Source organism: Cohnella phaseoli (genome assembly GCF_003386235.1).
Classification (GTDB): Bacteria; Bacillota; Bacilli; order Paenibacillales; family Paenibacillaceae; genus Cohnella; species Cohnella phaseoli.
The window spans coordinates 15474-34867 of the sequence record NZ_QRDZ01000046.1 but is presented as its reverse complement, the minus strand read 5'-3'; the positions used below and the strand labels follow the sequence as shown (position 1 = coordinate 34867).

Sequence of the window (19394 nt, the reverse complement as noted above, 5' to 3'; positions counted from 1 at the left end):
CCTATTACTCTGTTTCTGTTAAGCAGGTTTTATTTCACGTTCTGGTAGCGATCGTACGCATCGCTGTAGATCTGAATCAGCTTCTGCAACCCCATGTCATTGAGCTGCTTAACGTAGGAGTCCCATTCCTCGTCGATACCGCCCTGCGTGATCCACTTTGCGCGAGTGCTCTTGATATAGTTTTCGATATCCGTCGTCAGCGTAGGCATCTCCTCATACTCCTCGACCGTGTACATCACGTCCGGGAACGGCTGCGTCACATAATCTTTGCCCAGGTTGTCAAGCTGCAGCTTCAGACCGTCGCCGGTAGCGGGATCCAGCTTGATTTTCTTTTCGAATTCGGGGCTTACGTACTTCGGACCGAAGTCCCGCAGAGAGCTGTCCCAATACCAAGCGTCGGCGCTTGTGCCTTCCGGCGGGTCCATCAACGAATAAGTGCCGTCATCGTTTTTGCTGATCGAAGTGCCGATGGCGCCCCAGAAGTTCTGAATGCTCGCTTCTCCGGTATAGAACTGGTCGGCCCAGCGTGCAGCTATCTCCGGATATTTACAAGCGGTCGTGATCAGCAGTTCGTTGCGGCGGAAGCTCAAGCCGTTCGGATCGCCGACCTGATATTTCTTCCCGTCCGGGCCGCTTATCGGTGCGATCGTCACATATTGCTTGCTCCAAGGGCCGAATACGGCATCCGGCGTCCACTGGTAGGAGAAGCCGACCAGCGCTGCGTCCGGATTTTGCCTTTTGGCCGTCAGCATCGTATTGTCCTGCGTAAACGTCTCCTTATCGATCAAGCCTTCCGAGTACAGCTTGTTCACCCAGGCGATGCCCGCCTTGTAGGCGTCCGAGGTCGGGATATATTCGAGCTTGCCGTCCTTGAGCATCATATGGTTGTTGCGAATATCGGTAATACCAAACGGTGCAAACAGATTCATATCGACATCCTTGGTATCGCTATACGGTATCTCGTCCAATACGCCGTTGTCATTGGGATCCTGTTCCTTGAACGCCTTGAGCACCTTGTACAGATCGTCGAGTGTCTCCGGCTCCTTCAGGCCCAGCTTATCCAGCCAGGCCTTATTGATTACCGGTTGTATGGAGGAATACGGGCGCGACGGCAGTCTGGCCGGCAGCGAGTAGACTTTGCCATCCGGGAACGTACTCAGCTTTTTCAGATCCGGCATTTCAGCCATCGCCGCTTTGAGATTCGGCATATACTGATCGATATAATCGTCGAGCGGGCGGAACAGACTAAGATTATTCATGATATCGGCATCGCCGAACGCCATGTCGCCGACGATGATATCCGGCATTTTTCCGCTCGCGAGCATGACGGATTTTTGCGTTTCCCAGTCGGTGTTAGAGATGACCTGCCAGTTGATCTTAACGTTCGAGTTTTTTTCCAGCTCCTGCAGCCACGCGTTTTTCGCGAAGGAATCGCCCATGTTGCCCCAGCGGATCGTCAGTGCATTCAGCGTTACGGTCTTATCGACGATCGGCAGGCCTTCTGGATGGAAGTTGTCGTTCGAAGCGCTGGCCGAGCTTTTCCCTGCATCGTTGGATGCTGTATTTTTCTCACCGCTATCGCTGCTGCAACCTGTTAGCACAGCCGTCCCCAATACGGAGACCAGAACCAAGCCGGACATCCATTTTTTCACCACTGTATAACTCCCCTTTGTACAAAATGAATTGCGTCTTCACAACAGGAATGACGTCACATAGCCTTGCCTTCCCCGCCGCTGCTTCGTCAGCTCTTCACGGCGCCAATCATCACCCCCTTATTGAAGTGCTTCTGCACGAACGGGTACAGGCACATGATCGGCAGCGTAGCGACGATGATGACCGAATAGCGAAGCAGATTGGCCAGCCGCAGCGCGATCTGGGCCGCCTCGCCCGTTCCGAGCGCATTCTGCATCTGATTCGTCACCAGAATATCCCGCAGGACCAGTTGGAGCGGATACAGATCGGGGGTCTGCAAATAAATCAGACCGTTAAAATATGAGTTCCATTGTCCGACCGCAAACCATAGCGCCAGCACGGAGATGATTGCCTTGGAAAGAGGCAGCACCATCTGAAAATAGAATCGTAAGTTCCCGCAGCCGTCAACCTGGGCAGCCTCCCACAAATCCTGCGGAATCCCTGTCTGGAAAAACGTCCGCGCCACAATGATATCGAAAACGGCAACAGAAAACGGCAGCACCATGACCCACACCGTATCGTACAGATGAAAATCGCGGATTGTCAGAAACGTAGGCACTAGCCCGCCGTTAAAGAACATCGTGAAAATAAAGAACAAGGATAAAAACTTGCGGCCGACCAGGTCCTTCCGAGACAACGCGTAGGCGGCCGACAGATTGACCGCGAGCCCGATCGCCGTGCCGACGGCTGTGTAGAAAATCGTGTTGCGGTAGCCGATCCAGATGTTAGCGTGCTTGAACAACTCTTTGTAGCCATCCAGCGTAAAGCCTTTGGGAAACAGCCATACCTGGCCGGTACCGACAGCCGCCGGATCGCTGAATGAAGCGATGACGATAAAATAAAGCGGATATAGGACAAGAATAAGCACCAACCCGGCCCCAATGTACACTAAAGCTTCCAGCACATTGTCGCTGCTGCGCGTTTTTTCGATGCGCATTCCCATATTCGTTGCAGACTCCATCTCTCTTGCTCCCCCTCCCTTCCGTTACCAGAGACTGTGCTCCGAGTATTTTCTCGATATCTGGTTGACCAAAATAAGCAGTATGAAGTTAATGACCGTATTAAACAAATTGATCGCCGCCGAAAAGCTGTATTGGGAGCTGAGCAGGCCAATCTTGTACACATAAGTCGAAAGAACTTCGCTGCCGGAAATATTCAGGTTGTTTTGCAGCAGAAATGCTTTCTCAAATCCTACGCCGAGCAATCCGCCGACTCTCAGAATCAGAAGCGTCACGGCCGTCGGGATGAGCATCGGAATGTCGATATACTTGATTTTCTGCCATCGACTCGCGCCGTCCACTGTCGCCGCCTCGTACAGGCTAGGGTTGACCGACGATAAGGCTGCGATATAAATAATGCTGTCCCAGCCCGCATGCTGCCACACGTCGGACCACACATACAGACTGCTGAACATACTGGCCGAACCGAGCAAGTTCGGCGCTTCGGCCCCGAACAAGCGATAGATATTGCCGAGCAGACCGTTGCCGGGCGACAGCAGAATCATGAGAATGCCGACGATGACGATGGTCGATATGAAGTGCGGCATGTAAGTGACTGTCTGAAATATGCGCTTGAATCGGTTTGCCCGCAGTTGATTGACGCAAATCGCGAAGAGAATGGGAATCGGGAATGTCGCGAAGCTGTATAGACTGATGTAAATCGTATTTTTAATCGTGATCGAGAATTGGTAGGAATTAAAAAACTTCTCGAAGTATTTAAGTCCCACCCACGGGCTGCCCATAATGCCCAGCGCCGGCTTGAAGTCTTTAAAGGCAATAATTACGCCGTACATCGGCTTGTACGTAAAGCAGAGCAGCAACGTCACGGCCGGCAGTAAAAGCAAGTATAGTCCCCAGTTTCTGCCGATCCCCGCGATTTTGTGCTGCAGATAGCCGCCCGATGAGCTGTTGGTCAACGCGCAGTCCCCTCTTTCTGTGTCTTCTGTGTCTTCTGTTTCTTGGTCACGTCCTCAGTATACTTGCCGGATCGGAGGAGATTTGGACTATGTGTCCCCTGTTTTTCGGACTTTACGGGGAACGTGCGGGGATCGAAGAGCCTATCTGATCCGGAGCGTCGCCGAAGCCCGTCCGATCCAGACTTTTTACTGCCATTATCCAGACATTCGGTTGCAGACCCTCTATCCCGGGTTGCAATTTCAAGTACCGGTATTATAATCTTCAGACAGCGCTATCCTTTTCAGTTAACAATAGACTTGAAGCAAGGGGCTGCGAGTATGAACAAACAAGCGGACAACAAGCTGTATCCGATCCAGCATTATGTCAAGATCATTCTCGTCATCTCTTTTACCGCGCTCATTCTGGACTTCATCATCAGCTTCGCGTCAATCGCGATCGTCAAGCAGCAATCCGCCCGCGATTTGCGAGATACCGCTTATTTGTACATCAATAGGCTCAACGGAGACTTTTCCTACATTAATCATTTCATGGGCTGGACGTTGGCCAACGACGATAACATCAAGATCATGAACACTCACGACACAGACGATAACGCTTTCATCAAAGCTAACGAATCGCTATACCGCAGGTTTGTTGAGTTGCAGAAGAGCTACGATCAGAGCTATAACTTCTTTCTTTATTCCAGCCAAAAAAACTTCATGCTCAACATCGCGCCCATGGGGCTGTCGTACAAGGCGTATCAGGAGCTCCAGCAGCAGATTAAAGCCTTTATTGAAGACAAGATCATTTATGAAAAATACTACTCGCGGTGGTCGACCGTTCAGCTCGCAGACCAATTTTATATCCTTAACATCTTCCTGTATCATGACAACTATATGATCTGCCTGATCGCTGCCGACGATCTGATCCGCCCGCTGCGCCAGATCAACCTGGGCGAGAACGGGTATGCGTCCCTGTGGACAGAAGACGGCCAGCTCACAACCAGCCCGATCTCGAGCAAAGGCAAGCCGCTGGAAGTCGATCAGGAGCGCTCCGCTTTCTGGAATGCCTTTCAGACCAAGACGACCGTCAAGGGCGAGTTCGACAACGCCTCCTTTTACGTTAAGCTCGTCATTCAGTTCGGCGCCTTCGAGAAAATTATGATCGCCCAGTTGCTCATCATATTGCTCGCGTTTATTGTCGCCTGCAGCCTGAGCTTTATTATGCTCTACTTCAGGAATAAAGTGCTGCAGCCGATCAAAAGCTTCTCCTATAATCTATCCTTCTGGAAGGAGGACGGCGAACCGCTGGATATCGCCAGCAGCAAGATCGTCGAGTTGGAGAAGGCCAACAAGCAGTTTGCGCAGTTAGTCAACCAGATCAAAACGTATAAAATCGACATTTACGAGCGCGAGATCGAAAAACAGCGCATTCAACTGGACTATACCAAGCTGCAGATCAAGCCGCATTTTTTCCTGAACTGTCTGACGACGATACACAGTATGGCTCAGATGGATATGACCGAGGAGATTCAGCAGATGGCGCTGTCCATTTCCGTCTATTTCAGGTACATCTTTCAGAACGGTAAGGACTTTGTCCGAATGGAGGACGAGATCGAGCATGTTCGCGTCTATCTCGATATTCAGAGGAGCCGTTATCAAGACACTTTTTTTTATCAAATCGAAAGAGAAGCTGCCGTGTGCGAGACGCCGATTCCGCCGCTTATCCTGCAAACCTTCATTGAAAATGCGATCAAATACGCGGTTGCGCGAGATCAGCATTCTCACATCTCGCTCACTGTGGAGCGCGGACAACTGTCTGACGAGAAGATGGTCGTCATCACCATATCGGATACCGGTCCCGGCTTCCCGCCGGAGGTGCTGGATAAGCTGCAGCACGGACAGCCGCTCGATCAGAGCGGCGGCACGCAGATCGGCATTATGAACACCATTCTGCGGCTCGAGTACTTGTACGGATCGCGCGCACGAATTGAATTCGCCAACTGCGGCGGTGCCTGCGTCAAGCTGTATTTACCGGAGTTCCCACCCCATTCAACCTGAAAAGGAGGTCCGACTTCATGCATGCCCTGTTGGTGGATGACGATTATTTTGTCGTGACTGCGCTGGAAAAAAAGATCGACTGGGCTTCCCTTGGCATTGAGCGGGTGTATACCGCGCACAATGTCGCTCAGGCGCGCGACATTTTGTTAAATCATGCCATCCAGATTCTGATCTCCGACATTGAGATGCCGCAAGGAAGCGGGCTGGAATTGTTGGCTTGGATTCGAGAGGAAAACTATGAGGTACAGACCATTCTGCTGACCAACTATGCCGACTTCAATTATGCGCAAAAAGCGATAGAACTGCGCAGTTTCGAATATTTTCTGAAGCCGATTCAGTTCGACAAGCTGATGCTCATCATTCGGAAGGCTGTGGAGCGGGCTCGGGAGCAGCAGAAACAGAAGCAGGCGATCCGGGAGGGCTATTACTGGCAGCGCAATCAAGCGAAGATTCTGGAGCACTTCTGGCGCAAGCTGATCCATGACAGCACTTCCTGCGAACTGAAGCCCCTGCAGGTCGCACACGCCGTCGACGAGCAAAATCTGTCGTATAGCATGTCCGATCTCATTCAGCCGCTGTTCCTCAATCTGTTTCCTTATGCCGGAAGCATGGGGACGAAAGAGAAAAACCTGTTCGATTTTGCGTTGCTTAATGTCTCGTACGAGCTGTTCCAGTCCCCGGCATTCACGGTAGAAACCATACTGGAATACAGCGCGCATAACTGGATCGTCGTCCTGAAATGGAGCCATCCGCCCGAAGCATCGACGCTCGAACAGTTGTGCGACTCGTTCATTCAACAGGCCAATCAGTCTTTGAAGTGCGATGCTTGCTGCATCGTCGGCGCAGCCGCCGCGCTTGAAACCGTCAGCGGCGGCTTCCGCCAACTGCTGCAGTTGAATGAAGGGTTCGCCAAACGCCGCAATCAGATTTTTCTTGCGGAGCGGGACGACCACCGATCGGAAGAAGTCTATACCCCGCCGGATCTGCCTCGACTCGAGAGTCATTTGGAGCACCACCGGCCCGATGCTTTTCTTCAGGATACAACACTATATCTCAATCAACATTCCAATGAAAATCACGTCGCAACATCTACGCTCGCTCTGTTCCGGATCGATATCATGCAGCTCGTATACGCCTTCCTCAAATCCAAAGGCATTCAGGCGCATCAGTTGTACAAGGGCAAGGCCAAAGAGCAACTGCTGGCCCAATCCCTGAACTCCATCGAAGATATGGAAGCTTATTTGCAGGATCTTGTCCGGACCGCGATGTCATACCGCGACTTCGCCGACCAGCCCAGAACCGTGGCCGAGGAGATCAAACAATATATTCATTCGCATTATGGGGAAGACTTGACCCGAATCAGCCTGGCCGATGTTTTTTTCCTTCATCCCGACTATTTGGCCCGCCTGTTCAAAAAAGAAACCGGCGTATCGCTCGGCGCATATATCATTGGCGCACGAATCGAAGCCGCCAAAAGGCTACTCACCACGACGCAGCTCTCGGTATTCGCCGTGGCCAACAAGGTCGGGTACGCCAACTATTCCTACTTCGCCAAAGTGTTCAAGCAAGAGACCGACCTATCTCCAAGCGAATATAAGCAAGCAGGGAACGTGGGAGCGTGCGAGAACTGACATTAATAAAGAAGATCGCCCTCCGCCTGGCCAAGAAGGCCAAGTAGAGGGCGATTATGGTTTGAGGCAGCTTCAGCCCTACGCGGCCGGCTCTGCTTTGATTTGTTGGGCAACCATGGACTCGGCAACAGCGATCAATCGCTCCTTCGTCATCGATAGCGAGAAGCTGCCGAGCGTGTACAGGACGGGAGACTCCGCCTGCGTATCGACCCAGCTCAGGCTGACATACCGGTTCGTATCGCTGTACAGGAACTTGTCGTTAAACGCATACAGCGCTTCACGGCCGTCGCTCAGCTTAAGCTTCTCCGACTGGGCCTGCGTCAGACTGACAAACTTGGAGCCTTCCTTATTAACCTGGACGGTGAATGACAGCTCATCTCCGCTCGCGTCCTTGTAGGACGACGTATACGAGTCAAACAACGACTCGCTTCTCGTGATCTTCTCCCAAGCAAGCGCCGTCCCCTTGTCCGCCACCTCTGTCTGCAACCGCTTGGCGACATCCATTTCGGTCACGAACCCTCCGAAGGCCAGCTCGTCCTTCCCGCTGACAAATACAAGCCCACTGCTCCGCTCGTCCGGAAGGACAAGCTGCGGCACGAGATCGGCCAACCGTTCCTTCCACTGTCCGTAGTTCGTGAACAAATACGGGTTACTCACATATTCCGCATAATACAGATCCTTGCTCCGATAGTCCGGAAGCAGCGACTCGATCTCCGACGAGTAGACAAGCGCCTTCTCTCCGACCGCCAGTTGGTTCCTTACCGTCTGCAACTGCTGCCGTACAAGATTTGCCTTGTGCGCGTCAAACTTGACTTCGTCGACAATCGCCATCTCCATGCTGAAGCGATCGTCTCCGATCCGCACGAAATATTGCGCAGTAAATCCCATCACCAGCAGGGCAAGCGATCCGGCCAAGGCCCACTTAACCGCTCTGCGGCTCAGCGCCGCGCTTCTTCCCTGCTTCGTCTTGAGCAGCCGTTCGATCCGCGCTCTTGCTCTCTTATCGGCCAAAGCCGGTACGGAAATTACGCCCGCCTCTTCGCGATAAGCGACTTTTATCCGATCTTCAATCCGCATGAACCGCAGCCTCCCCAAGGAACATGTCTTGTCCGATCCACTGACGCAGCTTGCCGAGCGCCGAATGATGCCTCGACTTGACCGTACCGACCGGAATGCCCAGCGTCTCTGCAATCTCCTCCAGCGAATACTCGCGATAGTGCCGAAGCACGACGACTTCCTTCAGCTTGTAGGGCAGTCTGTCCACCAGCGTCAGCAGCTCCAGGCTCGACTCCTTGGCAAGCGTTCGCTCTTCGGTCGGCCAATCCCCCTCGGGGCTGCCGCTTACCGCGCTCACCCGTTCGAACAGGCGCATTCTGCGCCACAGCTTGCGCTTCCAATTGCTCGCCTGACGCACTGCGATGCCGTTCAGCCATTTGCGAAACGACTGCTCGGGCCGATAGCCGGACAGCGAACGGTGCAGGCTGAGATATACCTCGCTCATCACATCGCCGGCGTCTTCCCTGTCGTTCAACAGAAAGACGAGCAAGCGATAGACGTCGTCCTTGGTCAGCTCGTAGATGCGGCGAAAAGCATCCCCGTCTCCCTGGATCATCCGTTCGAGCCACGGCTGCAATTCGCTGTCCTGCATAAGGCACCTCCTGATCGGTTCTCGTCTATATTGGTCCGGCGGGCGAAAAAGGTTCGAAGTCGCCGAGCACGGATGTCGGCCAGATAGAGATTAACTTTGCGCGACAGTCCCCTTCTCCTCCTCCACGCCGGGAGACTTCTGCATCAATCTCAGCCCGAAGGTGGGCAAGGCTGACAGCGCGCACAGAACGGCCGCTGCGAAATACGCGATATAGATGCCCGAGTAATGGCTCAAGGGACCGGACATCGTCGTTCCCAGCAGCAGAGCTCCCATCGAGAGCGGAGTGACGATGCCGCTCACCCTTCCGACCATCTCGCCCGGGATTTTCGCGATCACATAGCTGCCAACTGCGGTATTAAGAATCGCCAGCAAAACGCCGTTCGCAAAACGGAATACCCCTGTCAGCACCGGCCAGACCGACAATGCCTCGACGACATAGGTTACGCCTAGAAAAATAATCGCCGTCGGGAGCAGATAACGGGCGTTCAGCAGCTTCGCGAAACCGGCTGCGATCAAAGCCCCGAGCAGCAGGCCGAAGCCGTCCGCAGCCGCGAACCACTGCACGTTGTCGGGAGACAGCCCCAATCTTTCCGTCACGATGAACACTTCCAGCGGCTGTACCAGTCCTGCCCCCAGGCCGATTAACGCGAAGGAAAGAAACAGCTTCTTCAGCCCGCTCTCCGACTTTACGAAGCGAAATCCCTCGCTCAAATCTTCGCGAAGCGTGGAATTGGACGTTGCCACGGCGCCGGCGTCTCTTGGCAGCAATGTCAGTACCGCAGCCGACAGCAGGAACAGAACGGGCAGGACGATCAAGGACGCCTTTAACCCGGCCCATTGGTAGATCGCGGTCCCCGCAACCGGACCGAGAATTAGGAACAACGAGCTCATGCTTTGCGTCAACCCGATCGCCGCCGGAACTTGATCTTCGGGGATGCGCGCCTTAAAAATTTTAGCGGAGGATGGCTGTGAAAATTGGCTAAGGACTGCGGATATAAAAACCGCGGCATACAGGGACTGCCAAGCATCTGCGGCGATCAAGGCGATAATGACGAGAATGGAAGCCGCGCTGAGCAGGTCGCCCGCGATCATCGTCCGCTTCGGGTTCCATCTGTCGGCGAACAGCCCCCCTACGATGGAGAACACGAAGATCGGCGCGTATTCGACGATAGACAGCAACGACACAGCGAACTTATCCCCGTTCGTCCGTTCCAGCACAAAATACAGCAAAGCCATATTGCGTATCCAGATGGCCATTTGCTGAAGAAGATCCGATGCGAAAATGAGACGAAACGTGCGATTTTTGATTAGCATAGCTCTCCCCCACCTTTTAGACCGACCATTCGGTCTAGTTAATAGCTATAAAAAAATGCCAAGCTGTCGAATATTTAATTCCGCTTGGCACGAATGCCTTCCAGCAATAGCTTAACCGCATCCCGGTAATACGGTCTGATCTTGTCCTGATCCTTGCCAAAATCGGGCATGTAGATCAGCTTGCCCAATCCCTCCATCATGCTGCTGACCAGAATGACCAAGCGATCAAGATCCCCGTTAGCCAGTTCGCCCTTCTCTATTCCTTCGCGCAATACGCTTCGACATGCCTGAGAATTGCTGTCGGCAATTCTCAGCAGCCTCTCCAGAACTTCATCGGTGATAAGTCGACTGCGGGAATATTCCTCCTGGGCCGTAAGAAGCGGATTCTGAAAGTCGTTGGCATAATGCTCGGCCAACGCATAGAACTGGTCTTCCACGCCGCCCGCCTCTACCCGAAGCCGTTCCCACTCTTGGCTCCACTGCTCCGAATCCTCTTCTAAGACTTGCAGGAACAATTCGTCCTTACTCATGAAGTGGTGGTACAGGCTGCCTTTGCTGACCTCGGCCGCCTCGCATACTTCGTTCATCGACACCGCTCCGAAGCCTTTACGAATGAATAGCTGCTTCGCTTTATCGGTAATTCTTCTTTTCGTTTCTTCTCCGTCGGACCGTCCTCTGACCATGCTTACAACCCCCTAGACCGACCAGTTGGTCCAATTATAACTGAACAGACGTCCGGAATGCAATGGGCCGCGGTTCGCATTTCGGCTAAAAGGATTCGTCGCGCGAAAGTGGAATGTTTTATAGCATGGCGCCATTTATCTCCTTAAGGAGTCTTTATTCCCATGATCAATAACGCACAGCTGTCCCGCATTCGTCTGCTGTTCCCCTGCTTTGCTTCCGTACCCGAAGACAATTGGCAACGCTCGGAGCTCGTCTCGATCACGCCCGATACTCCCCACTCCGTTCGGGAAGGCAAGCTGCTGGAGCATGCCCTGTTTATCGTTAGCGGCGGAGTTCGTATCTACAAGCTATGTCCTACCTCGGGACGGGAAGTCACGCTATATCGCGCGTTCGGCGGAGAATGCTGCCCGCTAATGATGGCCAGCGTGATCGGAGAGACGGAATACGAAGCTTCCGCGGCGATCGAGGTGCCTACGGAGGTCGTCGCCGTTCCGGCTGCGGAGTTTATCTCTTGGATCGACGAATGCAAGCCGATCCGGCAATTCGTCTACAGGCAGCTCGTCGGCCGGATTACCGACGTCGCCTCGCTGCTCGGCAAAATCGCTTTCCAGCCGATTCCGGTCCGTCTGGCCGATTTTCTGCTCGCGCAGGCTCAGCTTCAACATTTCGACGCTCCCTTACGCCTGACGCACGATCGAATCGCGGCCGAGCTCGGCACCGCCCGGGAAGTCGTCTCCCGTACGTTAAAAACGTTCCAAAGCCAAGAAGCGATTCAACTGCAGCGGGGGCAAGTCGTCCTGCTGGACCCGGCAAAGCTGCAGCGAATCGCCGATTCGCGAGTGTGACTTAGTCACGGCAATCGATTCTTCCTTGCGATATGATCGAAGCGAAATCGATAATCCAAGGAGGATTCATATGGACGCTTATTACAAGCCTGCGAATTTGGAGCGGATTCCGGAGCTGATCGGGCTTGCCCCGAAAGCCGCCGATTCGTTCCTGAAATTCGAGAACGACGTCTATCAGGCCTCGAACGTCGTTCCCTTAAAAACTAAGGAGTTAATCGCCGTCGCCGTTGCCCACGTGACCGGCTGTCCTTACTGTATCGATAACCATGTTCGAAAATACCGGAAGCTGGGCGGCACGCGCGAAGAAATCGTCGAGGCCGTGCTCGTCGCAGCTTCCACGCGAGCCGGAGCGGTGCTCAGTCACGCTACGCACGCCTTGATCGCGTATGAACGAAGCGGCGGTTTGCCTGAGAACGCCCCCTCCCCAGTTGAGAGCGAAGCTTCGACGGCTCAGACGGGCGGCGAACCGGAATGTCTCTGCTGAGCCGGGGCGAGCCTATTTCAGCATCTCTTTAATCCATTTCAAAGGAAGCCCCGTATGCCGGACGACATCCATGAGCGTTGATCCGGGATGATTTTTGACATATTCTTTGACGAGATGCGACTCCGCGAGATAGACCTGCTGGCATTCCTTGCAGAGCATATCCAGTCTTTGCACATGAAGCTTGCCGCATCTGTCGCAATTCATCAGTTCCATCGTAGCCCACCCTGAAGTTAGTCGTGACTTCAACCTGAACCGGCAAGCCATCTCTTACCTTATATAGTATCATCGGCTGAATGCGGGCTCATCTTTAGGCAAAAAGAACGGAAGCCGCCCCCGGGTCTCAAGACCCAAATGAGGCGGCTTCCTTTGTTATATAGCAGATATTGTCAGTCGATAAAGCCGGAACGCTGCAGCAATCGGCTGACGATAACCGCCGTTTCCGCACGAGTGATGGCATTCTTGGGCAGCAGAACCGCCTGGTTTCCTTGCAGCAGACGCTCGTGTACTCCGAGTGCCAGCGCCTGTCGGGCCCACGGGCTAACGTCTCCCGCATCCCGGAATTCGGCCAGCTTCTCTGACACGAACGAGTCCGGAGCTGCGTCTCCGTCGTTCAGTCCCGTCAGCTTCATCGCCCGGGCCAGCATAACGGCCGCTTCCTCCCGCGTGATCGCCGCTGAAGGCCGGAATTTGCCCTGTCCGTCCCCTTCGACGATTCCGTATTTCCGAGCCTGCGCCGCAGCCCCCGCGTACCACGCATTCGCTGCAACGTCCGAATAACCGGTGGACCCCGCTCCGCGCTCGGGCAGTCCGAGCGCCCTCGTCAAAATCGCCGCGAATTCCGCTCTTGTGACCGAAGCTCCAGGCAGAAACTCTCCGTTATCGTTGCCCCGTACAATTAAACGCGATGCCAAGTCGTTGATTTCGCTTTTTGCCCAATGATTCGCAACGTCCCGGAACGCGGACGAATGCGAGACAAGCGCGTAAACGCTGTTCGTCAAACTGCCTGCAATTGCTGCCCGCTGCCCCCCGATCGTCTCAATTCGGGTTGGGACATGTCGGATCGTGCCGTCCGGCTCGAGTACGACCGCGGTCGTTACGCTATCCGTTCCCGTCGGAATCGGAATCACCCGTTCTACATAGCCGGCAAACTCTTCGATCTCGGCATGCGCTCCCGCGTAATCGGCGATAACGGAGAACTCGATCGGATGGCCAACAACATTCGGATGACTGTATTTTGTCCCGTCCGCCTTTGCAATCGAAATACGCACAATGACCTCGTTTAACGCGTTTTGTCCTCCCACCCGCTTAGAGAGCGTCGCGATATCCAGGGCAGCTGCAGGAATGCGATAGCTTCCGATCGATGTGCGAACCTCTAGCGTAGCGGAACGGTTCTCCATCGCTTGCACGATGCTGCCGGTCAGTTCGAGCAGCAGGTTTGCATTCGTCCCGTCCGCCTCAACGATAATCGAAGGCTTGTCTGTCCCTGCAGCCAATCGCTCCAGGAAAGCTTCCGTGCGGATAGAAACTGCTAAGCCGTTCGGAGTTTCCCGTTCCGTGGCTACTCCCGACAGCGTTTGACCGCTCAACGTGGTCTTGACTCCGGACGTCGACGGCGTCGGCACGTCGCCTCCCGCTCCGCCGCCAGCCCCACTTCCGCCGCCGTTTCCGCCATCGCCGGAGCCTCCTGATGAAGGACTCTCGCGGAACACGACGAGGTCATAGCCAAGCTCGGTTCCGTCTTCCGCCGTCACGTTCAGTCCGATTCGGTTCACCCCCGTTTGCAGCGGGAGCTGCGGACCGGGAACGCCGCTTGTCAGCTCGACCGGCCCGAATGCCGGAAGACCGTTGCTGCCGTATACGCTTGCGGTCACGCTAGCGTGCGAATCATATGTCGCTGCCGTCACCGTCACCGACGACACGGCATTCGCCACGCTGGCCGAGTAAAATTTATTGGCCCTGGTGAACGCAGGACTGATTGGAACTACGGTTCCTCCCGAGCCGGTCAAAGTCAGCGAAGCCAGCGTAGCGTCGCTGCTCAGAGGTTCCGTCGGTTCTCCCTCGGTCGTAAATGTCCATGTGGCGTTATCGAGGATGCCTGCGTAGGCGTTACCCGCGGCATCCTCGAATGCACCCGGTTCGATGCTGACGGAATACTCCGCGGAGCGATCAAGTTCAACGGATGGATGAATCGTCACTCTGGCCCCGGCCACCGTCACTTTGGAGGCATCTGTCACTTCGTAAGTCTCCAGCCAGCTTCCGTCCACCTTAGTTAAAGTAATCGTCTTGCCCGCAACGGCCGCGACAAGCTCGTTAAAGCTGATCGACAGCGGTCGGCTCACCGATGCGCCGGCGGCATTCTGAGCCGGCTCGTACGCCGCAGCCTGTGGAGCGGTCGTATCGGGACCGGCGATCCAGCGCGCGTACAGCGTCACATCTGCCGCCGGCATCACAAGCGTATCCCCTGGAGCATAGGCGACTCCATTGCCGTTCGGCAGCGTATTCCAGCCTCCGAACGTAGAATCCGTCTTCTCCAGGCCGCCCGAATTGCCCAACACTTCGGCATACTCGTCAGCCCAGTATTCATAAGGGTCAAGAGGGGGCTCTCCCCCGGTATTGCCGTTGCCTTCGTATAACACGATATAGGTCGGCTCGGGCAGCGTCTTGACCGCTTTTTTGGCGTAGACGCTCTTTTGGCCGACTTTATCTTTGACTACCACCGCGTAATGATACGTTTGTCCTCCGTACATACCGGTAATCTGCTTGGTCGAAATATCCGCCTCGTAGGGTCCCATCGGCGTTCCGTTTTCGACGGCGGCGACCGTGTCCGCGGTATTTCCCCCTATTCTGTAAACCCGGTACTCCAGCTGCGGGGATGGGGTTAGGTTGTCCGCGGCTTTCGTCCAAGACAGCGTCGCATCGGAATGGGTGAGGTCACTTGCCGTTATTTCGCGATTGGCTAGCGTCGGCGGAGTCACATCCACGATAGCCTTGTTCATTACGGGAATTAGCCGATCCGCGGTCGTACCGTCCCCGAGCTCCCCGCTCGAATTCAGCCCCCATCCCCATACGGTTCCGTCCTTTTGCATCGCGAAACCCGAAAACCCGCCTCCGCTGACGACTTGAACGTCCGTCAAACCCAATATCGGCACGGGGGCGTATCGCGTATTGGTCGTACCGTCCCCGATTTGGCCTCTATTATTCAATCCCCATGCCCACACCGTTCCCGAATCCGTCAACGCGTAGCTGAAATGCGCTCCCCCAACTACGGTCAAAGCATCGTTGATCGAACCGGCTCTAACGGGAAGCGAACGGCCCGTCGAAGTGCCGTCTCCCAGCATCGCCCAACGGTTATCGCCCCAGCTCCACACCGTCCCGTCCCGTTTAACAGCCAAGCTATGCGAGTTTCCGGCGGAGATCGACATCACCTCGGCTATTCCGATAGGCGCTGGAACGGCGCGATTCGTTTTCGTACCGTCTCCGAGCTCCCCGTATTCATTGTTCCCCCATGTCCAGACCGTCCCGTCGGACTTCAGCGCCAAGCTGTGCCAGCCGCCCGCAGCGATCGCGACAACGTCGTCCAACCCCGGCACCTGAACGGGAGAAGTGCGATCGGTCGTCGTCCCGTCTCCGAGCTCTCCGCTGTCGTTGTTCCCCCAAGCCCATACCTTCCCGTCGTCCGTAAGGGCAAGCGTATGATAACTGACTCCGGTTGACAACGCGATAATATTGCCGGTTACGCCCGTGATCTGCACGGGCAGCAACCTGTCGATTGTCGTCCCGTCCCCCAATTGACCGTCCCCGTTTTGCCCCCAAGCCCACAAAGTCCCGTCGGCCTTGATCGCATAGCTGCTTCGAATACCCGCGGCGACCATTTTCACTCTATCGAGATTTTTGACTTTGACCGGCGCCATCCTTCCCGCGGTTTCCCCGTTTCCCAGCTGGCCCTTCGTGTTCTGTCCCCATGCGTACACCGTTCCGTCAGTGAGCAGCGTAAGACCGTGATAATAGCCCTGAGCAATCTGCGGAGCAACGACATAAGGTTCCGCTGCCTTCGCGGCTTTACTGGACAGTAACGGAGTCATCGCCAGCACCAGCAACAAACTCATACCTATTTGAGCGAATCGCGACATTTTCCCCTTCATTCTTCCTCTCCCTTTCTGTAGCCTGTACATACCTCCTCCCATTGTACGAAGAGAAAATAAGCAATTCGATTGACGAAAGTTAACTCCGCTAATTAATAATCCTGGCTATCTTCGGACAAGCACATTGCCTTAGGCCTCCTTGGACGCTGAAGCAAAATTGCTTAGACGATACAGACAAGGATGAGCGTGAAGACCGAGCGTTCTGCTCAAACTGTGGGTCTGCTCATCCCGATCCCTCAGGGTGTAGATAGCTTGTTAATCTAAGGCGGAAAAGCCTCCTTAAAAGTGCTGCCTCCCCCTTTCGCGGGTCGAATAAGGCGGATTTCCAACCTTAATTTTGAAAATCACCTATATTTTTAAAAATAACACGGGTTTTCCGCTCTAAATCGATGGTTTTCTCCTATTTGGAGGAAATAAGCCGGGTTTTCCGCTCTAATTCCGTCCTCGCTCGCCACGCCTGACAACAATCGAAAAAGCTCCCCTCTTAAGCAAAAGCGCCTTCGGCTGAATCGCAAAAAAAGACGCCGCCGATCGTTCGGCAAGCGTCCCTCTTATCCTTCTACCTATGCAGTTCCATGATCCGATGCCCGTACAGCATAAACACGGACAACACCCCGGCCAGCAGGAGATAGGCGGCCAGCACCTTCCATTTTACGGAAGCCGGCGCCTCGTAGTACGTACGGTACCGCTGCAGCTCCTCATCGACCCCGGCAATCACCTCGTCCGTTTTGCGTACTTCGTCCGTAAGCAGGTGGGACGGAATCGGTTTGTCGGGGTCGGCGTCTTCGTACTGTACCGGCTCGTACTCCCACTCCTGAAGCAAAGCAAGCATCCGCTCGGCAAATTGGCGATCCATGCGAACCTGCTCCCGCGCCAGCTTCTCTTCGTCCTGCAGGAACGGGATCAGCCTTCTACCGCCATTCTCCTCTTCCGAGCGCCTGGCCGTCTCAATCTGCGCGATGAGCGATTGCTTAAGCTCCCAGGTGCTGATCAGATTCGGCCATCTCAGAAGCTCTTTGCGGAATTCGGTCAGCTTCCTCTTCTCGTAAGCAAGGAGTCCTCCCCTATAACTTTCCCTTGCTCGATTCCACCAGCTGAACGCCCCGATAATAAAGATAAAGACCACGATCGGGCTATGCGAGATAAAAGCGTAAACTCCAAGCAAGATCAGGCCGATCAGCCAAATCTTCGTCGATAATACGGACACGATGCGGCCCCCGTCCAACGGAGAGACCGGAATCAAGTTAAACAGATTAATCATCGCCCCCAGAAAAACGACCAGCGCCCAGAACGGCTCTCCCGTCCACTCGTACAACGCGACGGCAGGCAAAAAGGAGATCAGCCCGGCCAGCGGCCCTCCGTAAGCCAAATAAGCTTCCGTAGCCGCGTCTCTGGGCATCTGCTTCATCGAGATAAACGCCCCCATAAACGGGATAAAAAACGCGGGCGACACCTCGATCCCCTTGCGTTTGGCCGCCACGACATGTCCCATCTCATGAACAAAAATGAGATAGACAATCGCAACCCCGAATTTCCAGCCGTACAGAGCTGCATACGCCCCCAGGCTCACCATCATCGTGACCAGCGTGCCGCCGAATTTGGTCCACTTGAGCAGGGCAAGCACCCACTTGAATTTCGCCAATAAGAATACGCCGATTCCCATCAGCAATGATCTGCTTTTGGATTTATCCACGTCGGACTCCCTTCACCGCACTTTCGCGAGAACATTCTGAACCCATTATCTCAATAATACGGTTCGGAAGAAAGGCGGGTTTCGAATCCTTTATGAATAGGCGATCCCATGCTCTGCTGTCGCAGTCGCTTATCCGGATGCAGTCTCTCCCGAGGATTCGACGAACCGGCTCCGCTTTCCAGGAGGAAGGCCGAAAATGCCGATCGCAATGACCGCGACGCTTAAAGCGAAGTTCGTCGTGTACATCGCCCCGTATCCCCCATAGTTTTGAATGGCGGCAAATAGCGGCGGATACGCAAGGTTCGAGACGCCGAAGACGAGCATCGAGACGATGCCGTAGCAGCTGGGAACGAGTTCGTCCGGAACGAGGCTTCGCAGGTATCGGAACACCGTAACGAGGAACAACGGAAAAGCCAGTCCGTGAAACTGGTCCCCGAGCACCACCAACGGCAGCTCCCCCGTCGACAGGAACAAAAAGCGCAATCCGGAAAAAACGAATACGCTCACGAACGCCTTCTTTACGTCTACGCGATTAAAATACAGCCCCAGCAGCGTGAAGGTCACGAATTCCAAGAAAACTTTGACCCCCGTGCTCACGCTGAAAATTTGATTGGAAGTTCTCACGCTGCCCGTTAATTCGGTCAAATAGGAAGAGAACGCAAAATCCACGCCGATATAACTGCCAAGACCCAGGAAGCTCATCGCGAAAAGAACGAGCACGCGTTTGTCGGCGAGAGCTTTCCTATAATTCATCTTCGGCCGTTCTGCGGAATCTTCGACGGTTTCGAATTTCCGGTAGACGATCCACGCGCATGCCGCCAGAAAAACCAGACTGATCGCATGAAGCAATTCGAAGCCGGCCAATGCGATCAAGCTGCCCCCGACGAGCGTGACGCTTCCGAGGCCGATCGATCCCCATTTCCGGATTTTCGAATACATATAGCCTCTTGCCGAAGAAATTTTTTCAATATAAATTTCATACGTTCCGATCAAAGGCAGAGCCAGACATCCGTACAGGATCGCGAACAGATATATCCGCTGTTCGTCGACGAACAGCATCGCGACGTTCACAATCGCCAGCAAGCCGAAGTAGACGATCATGAACCTTTTCTTGTTTCGCGATTTCGCGAACAGATGACTAAGGTAGGGCTGCGAGGCGAGCGAGAATAACGCTCCGAAAGCGATCGCCTTGCTGACTTCTCCCAAACTCAAGCCCACGTCCTGGGACAAGAAGGGAAAGTAAAACGTCGACAATATGCTCGCCACGCCGAAATAAAGAAAGGTAACCAGGTTATAGCGCAGCAAC

The 19394-nt window shown here is 54.4% G+C and carries 15 protein-coding genes; 4 read left to right on the top strand and 11 right to left on the bottom strand.

Annotated features, from left to right (window positions below):
* Window positions 1-29: 29 nt before the first annotated feature.
* The 3 genes from DFP98_RS35430 to DFP98_RS35420 all read right to left on the bottom strand — a co-directional run bounded on the left by DFP98_RS35430 (window position 30) and on the right by DFP98_RS35420 (window position 3607).
* Complete coding sequence (locus DFP98_RS35430) at window positions 30-1640, bottom strand: extracellular solute-binding protein (protein WP_116065392.1); 1611 nt, start codon at window positions 1638-1640, stop codon at window positions 30-32.
* Between the two features lie 101 nt (window positions 1641-1741).
* The gene (locus tag DFP98_RS35425) at window positions 1742-2653 is read right to left on the bottom strand and encodes a carbohydrate ABC transporter permease (protein WP_116065362.1); all 912 of its coding nucleotides are present in this window, start codon (window positions 2651-2653) and stop codon (window positions 1742-1744) included.
* Window positions 2654-2677: 24 nt separating this feature from the next.
* Window positions 2678-3607, bottom strand: a complete 930-nt coding sequence (locus DFP98_RS35420; RefSeq protein ID WP_116065361.1) for an ABC transporter permease — start codon at window positions 3605-3607, stop codon at window positions 2678-2680.
* 318 nt (window positions 3608-3925) lie between these two features.
* Here DFP98_RS35420 and DFP98_RS35415 point away from each other — a divergent pair, with 318 nt between their 5' ends.
* Entirely contained in the window at window positions 3926-5647 is a 1722-nt protein-coding gene (locus tag DFP98_RS35415) for a sensor histidine kinase (protein ID WP_116065360.1), read from the top strand.
* Window positions 5648-5664: 17 nt separating this feature from the next.
* Entirely contained in the window at window positions 5665-7278 is a 1614-nt protein-coding gene (locus DFP98_RS35410; protein WP_116065359.1) for a response regulator, read from the top strand.
* A gap of 78 nt (window positions 7279-7356) precedes the next feature.
* Here DFP98_RS35410 and DFP98_RS35405 read toward each other — a convergent pair whose 3' ends face one another.
* From DFP98_RS35405 to DFP98_RS35390, 4 genes are all read right to left on the bottom strand, one after another.
* Window positions 7357-8355 (bottom strand): hypothetical protein, encoded by a 999-nt coding sequence (locus tag DFP98_RS35405; protein WP_116065358.1) that lies wholly within the window; start codon window positions 8353-8355, stop codon window positions 7357-7359.
* Complete coding sequence (locus DFP98_RS35400; RefSeq protein ID WP_116065357.1) at window positions 8345-8926, bottom strand: sigma-70 family RNA polymerase sigma factor; 582 nt, start codon at window positions 8924-8926, stop codon at window positions 8345-8347. Before DFP98_RS35400 ends, DFP98_RS35405 begins: the two co-directional genes overlap by 11 nt.
* A 90-nt stretch (window positions 8927-9016) precedes the next feature.
* On the bottom strand, window positions 9017-10240 hold the full coding sequence (locus DFP98_RS35395) for an MFS transporter (protein WP_116065356.1): 1224 nt from the start codon (window positions 10238-10240) through the stop codon (window positions 9017-9019).
* A 74-nt stretch (window positions 10241-10314) separates the two neighbouring features.
* Window positions 10315-10923: a TetR/AcrR family transcriptional regulator gene (locus DFP98_RS35390; RefSeq protein WP_116065355.1), complete on the bottom strand. Its 609-nt coding sequence runs from the start codon at window positions 10921-10923 to the stop codon at window positions 10315-10317.
* A gap of 162 nt (window positions 10924-11085) precedes the next feature.
* Here DFP98_RS35390 and DFP98_RS35385 point away from each other — a divergent pair, with 162 nt between their 5' ends.
* On the top strand, window positions 11086-11769 hold the full coding sequence (locus DFP98_RS35385; protein WP_116065354.1) for a Crp/Fnr family transcriptional regulator: 684 nt from the start codon (window positions 11086-11088) through the stop codon (window positions 11767-11769).
* 70 nt (window positions 11770-11839) lie between these two features.
* On the top strand, window positions 11840-12253 hold the full coding sequence (locus tag DFP98_RS35380; RefSeq protein ID WP_116065353.1) for a carboxymuconolactone decarboxylase family protein: 414 nt from the start codon (window positions 11840-11842) through the stop codon (window positions 12251-12253).
* A gap of 12 nt (window positions 12254-12265) precedes the next feature.
* Here DFP98_RS35380 and DFP98_RS35375 read toward each other — a convergent pair whose 3' ends face one another.
* The 4 genes from DFP98_RS35375 to DFP98_RS35360 all read right to left on the bottom strand — a co-directional run bounded on the left by DFP98_RS35375 (window position 12266) and on the right by DFP98_RS35360 (window position 19393).
* On the bottom strand, window positions 12266-12466 hold the full coding sequence (locus DFP98_RS35375; RefSeq protein ID WP_116065352.1) for a hypothetical protein: 201 nt from the start codon (window positions 12464-12466) through the stop codon (window positions 12266-12268).
* A 173-nt stretch (window positions 12467-12639) separates the two neighbouring features.
* The gene (locus DFP98_RS40085; protein ID WP_220377218.1) at window positions 12640-16395 is read right to left on the bottom strand and encodes an RCC1 domain-containing protein; all 3756 of its coding nucleotides are present in this window, start codon (window positions 16393-16395) and stop codon (window positions 12640-12642) included.
* A gap of 559 nt (window positions 16396-16954) precedes the next feature.
* The gene (locus DFP98_RS35365) at window positions 16955-18058 is read right to left on the bottom strand and encodes a site-2 protease family protein (protein WP_116065391.1); all 1104 of its coding nucleotides are present in this window, start codon (window positions 18056-18058) and stop codon (window positions 16955-16957) included.
* A 159-nt stretch (window positions 18059-18217) separates the two neighbouring features.
* Window positions 18218-19393, bottom strand: coding sequence for an MFS transporter (locus tag DFP98_RS35360; protein WP_181918144.1), 1176 nt, complete (start codon window positions 19391-19393; stop codon window positions 18218-18220).
* Between the last annotated feature and the right edge of the window lies 1 nt (window position 19394).

What these genes read in the sequence shown, in the direction of transcription:
- DFP98_RS35430 (WP_116065392.1), bottom strand. Translation starts at nt 1,640, where the DNA reads ATGTCCGGCTTGGTTCTGGTCTCCGTATTGGGGACGGCTGTGCTAACA.
- DFP98_RS35425 (WP_116065362.1), bottom strand. Translation starts at nt 2,653, where the DNA reads ATGGAGTCTGCAACGAATATGGGAATGCGCATCGAAAAAACGCGCAGC.
- DFP98_RS35415 (WP_116065360.1), top strand. Translation starts at nt 3,926, where the DNA reads ATGAACAAACAAGCGGACAACAAGCTGTATCCGATCCAGCATTATGTC.
- DFP98_RS35410 (WP_116065359.1), top strand. Translation starts at nt 5,665, where the DNA reads ATGCATGCCCTGTTGGTGGATGACGATTATTTTGTCGTGACTGCGCTG.
- DFP98_RS35405 (WP_116065358.1), bottom strand. Translation starts at nt 8,355, where the DNA reads ATGCGGATTGAAGATCGGATAAAAGTCGCTTATCGCGAAGAGGCGGGC.
- DFP98_RS35400 (WP_116065357.1), bottom strand. Translation starts at nt 8,926, where the DNA reads ATGCAGGACAGCGAATTGCAGCCGTGGCTCGAACGGATGATCCAGGGA.
- DFP98_RS35395 (WP_116065356.1), bottom strand. Translation starts at nt 10,240, where the DNA reads ATGCTAATCAAAAATCGCACGTTTCGTCTCATTTTCGCATCGGATCTT.
- DFP98_RS35390 (WP_116065355.1), bottom strand. Translation starts at nt 10,923, where the DNA reads ATGGTCAGAGGACGGTCCGACGGAGAAGAAACGAAAAGAAGAATTACC.
- DFP98_RS35385 (WP_116065354.1), top strand. Translation starts at nt 11,086, where the DNA reads ATGATCAATAACGCACAGCTGTCCCGCATTCGTCTGCTGTTCCCCTGC.
- DFP98_RS35380 (WP_116065353.1), top strand. Translation starts at nt 11,840, where the DNA reads ATGGACGCTTATTACAAGCCTGCGAATTTGGAGCGGATTCCGGAGCTG.
- DFP98_RS35375 (WP_116065352.1), bottom strand. Translation starts at nt 12,466, where the DNA reads ATGGAACTGATGAATTGCGACAGATGCGGCAAGCTTCATGTGCAAAGA.
- DFP98_RS40085 (WP_220377218.1), bottom strand. Translation starts at nt 16,395, where the DNA reads ATGAAGGGGAAAATGTCGCGATTCGCTCAAATAGGTATGAGTTTGTTG.
- DFP98_RS35365 (WP_116065391.1), bottom strand. Translation starts at nt 18,058, where the DNA reads ATGGGAATCGGCGTATTCTTATTGGCGAAATTCAAGTGGGTGCTTGCC.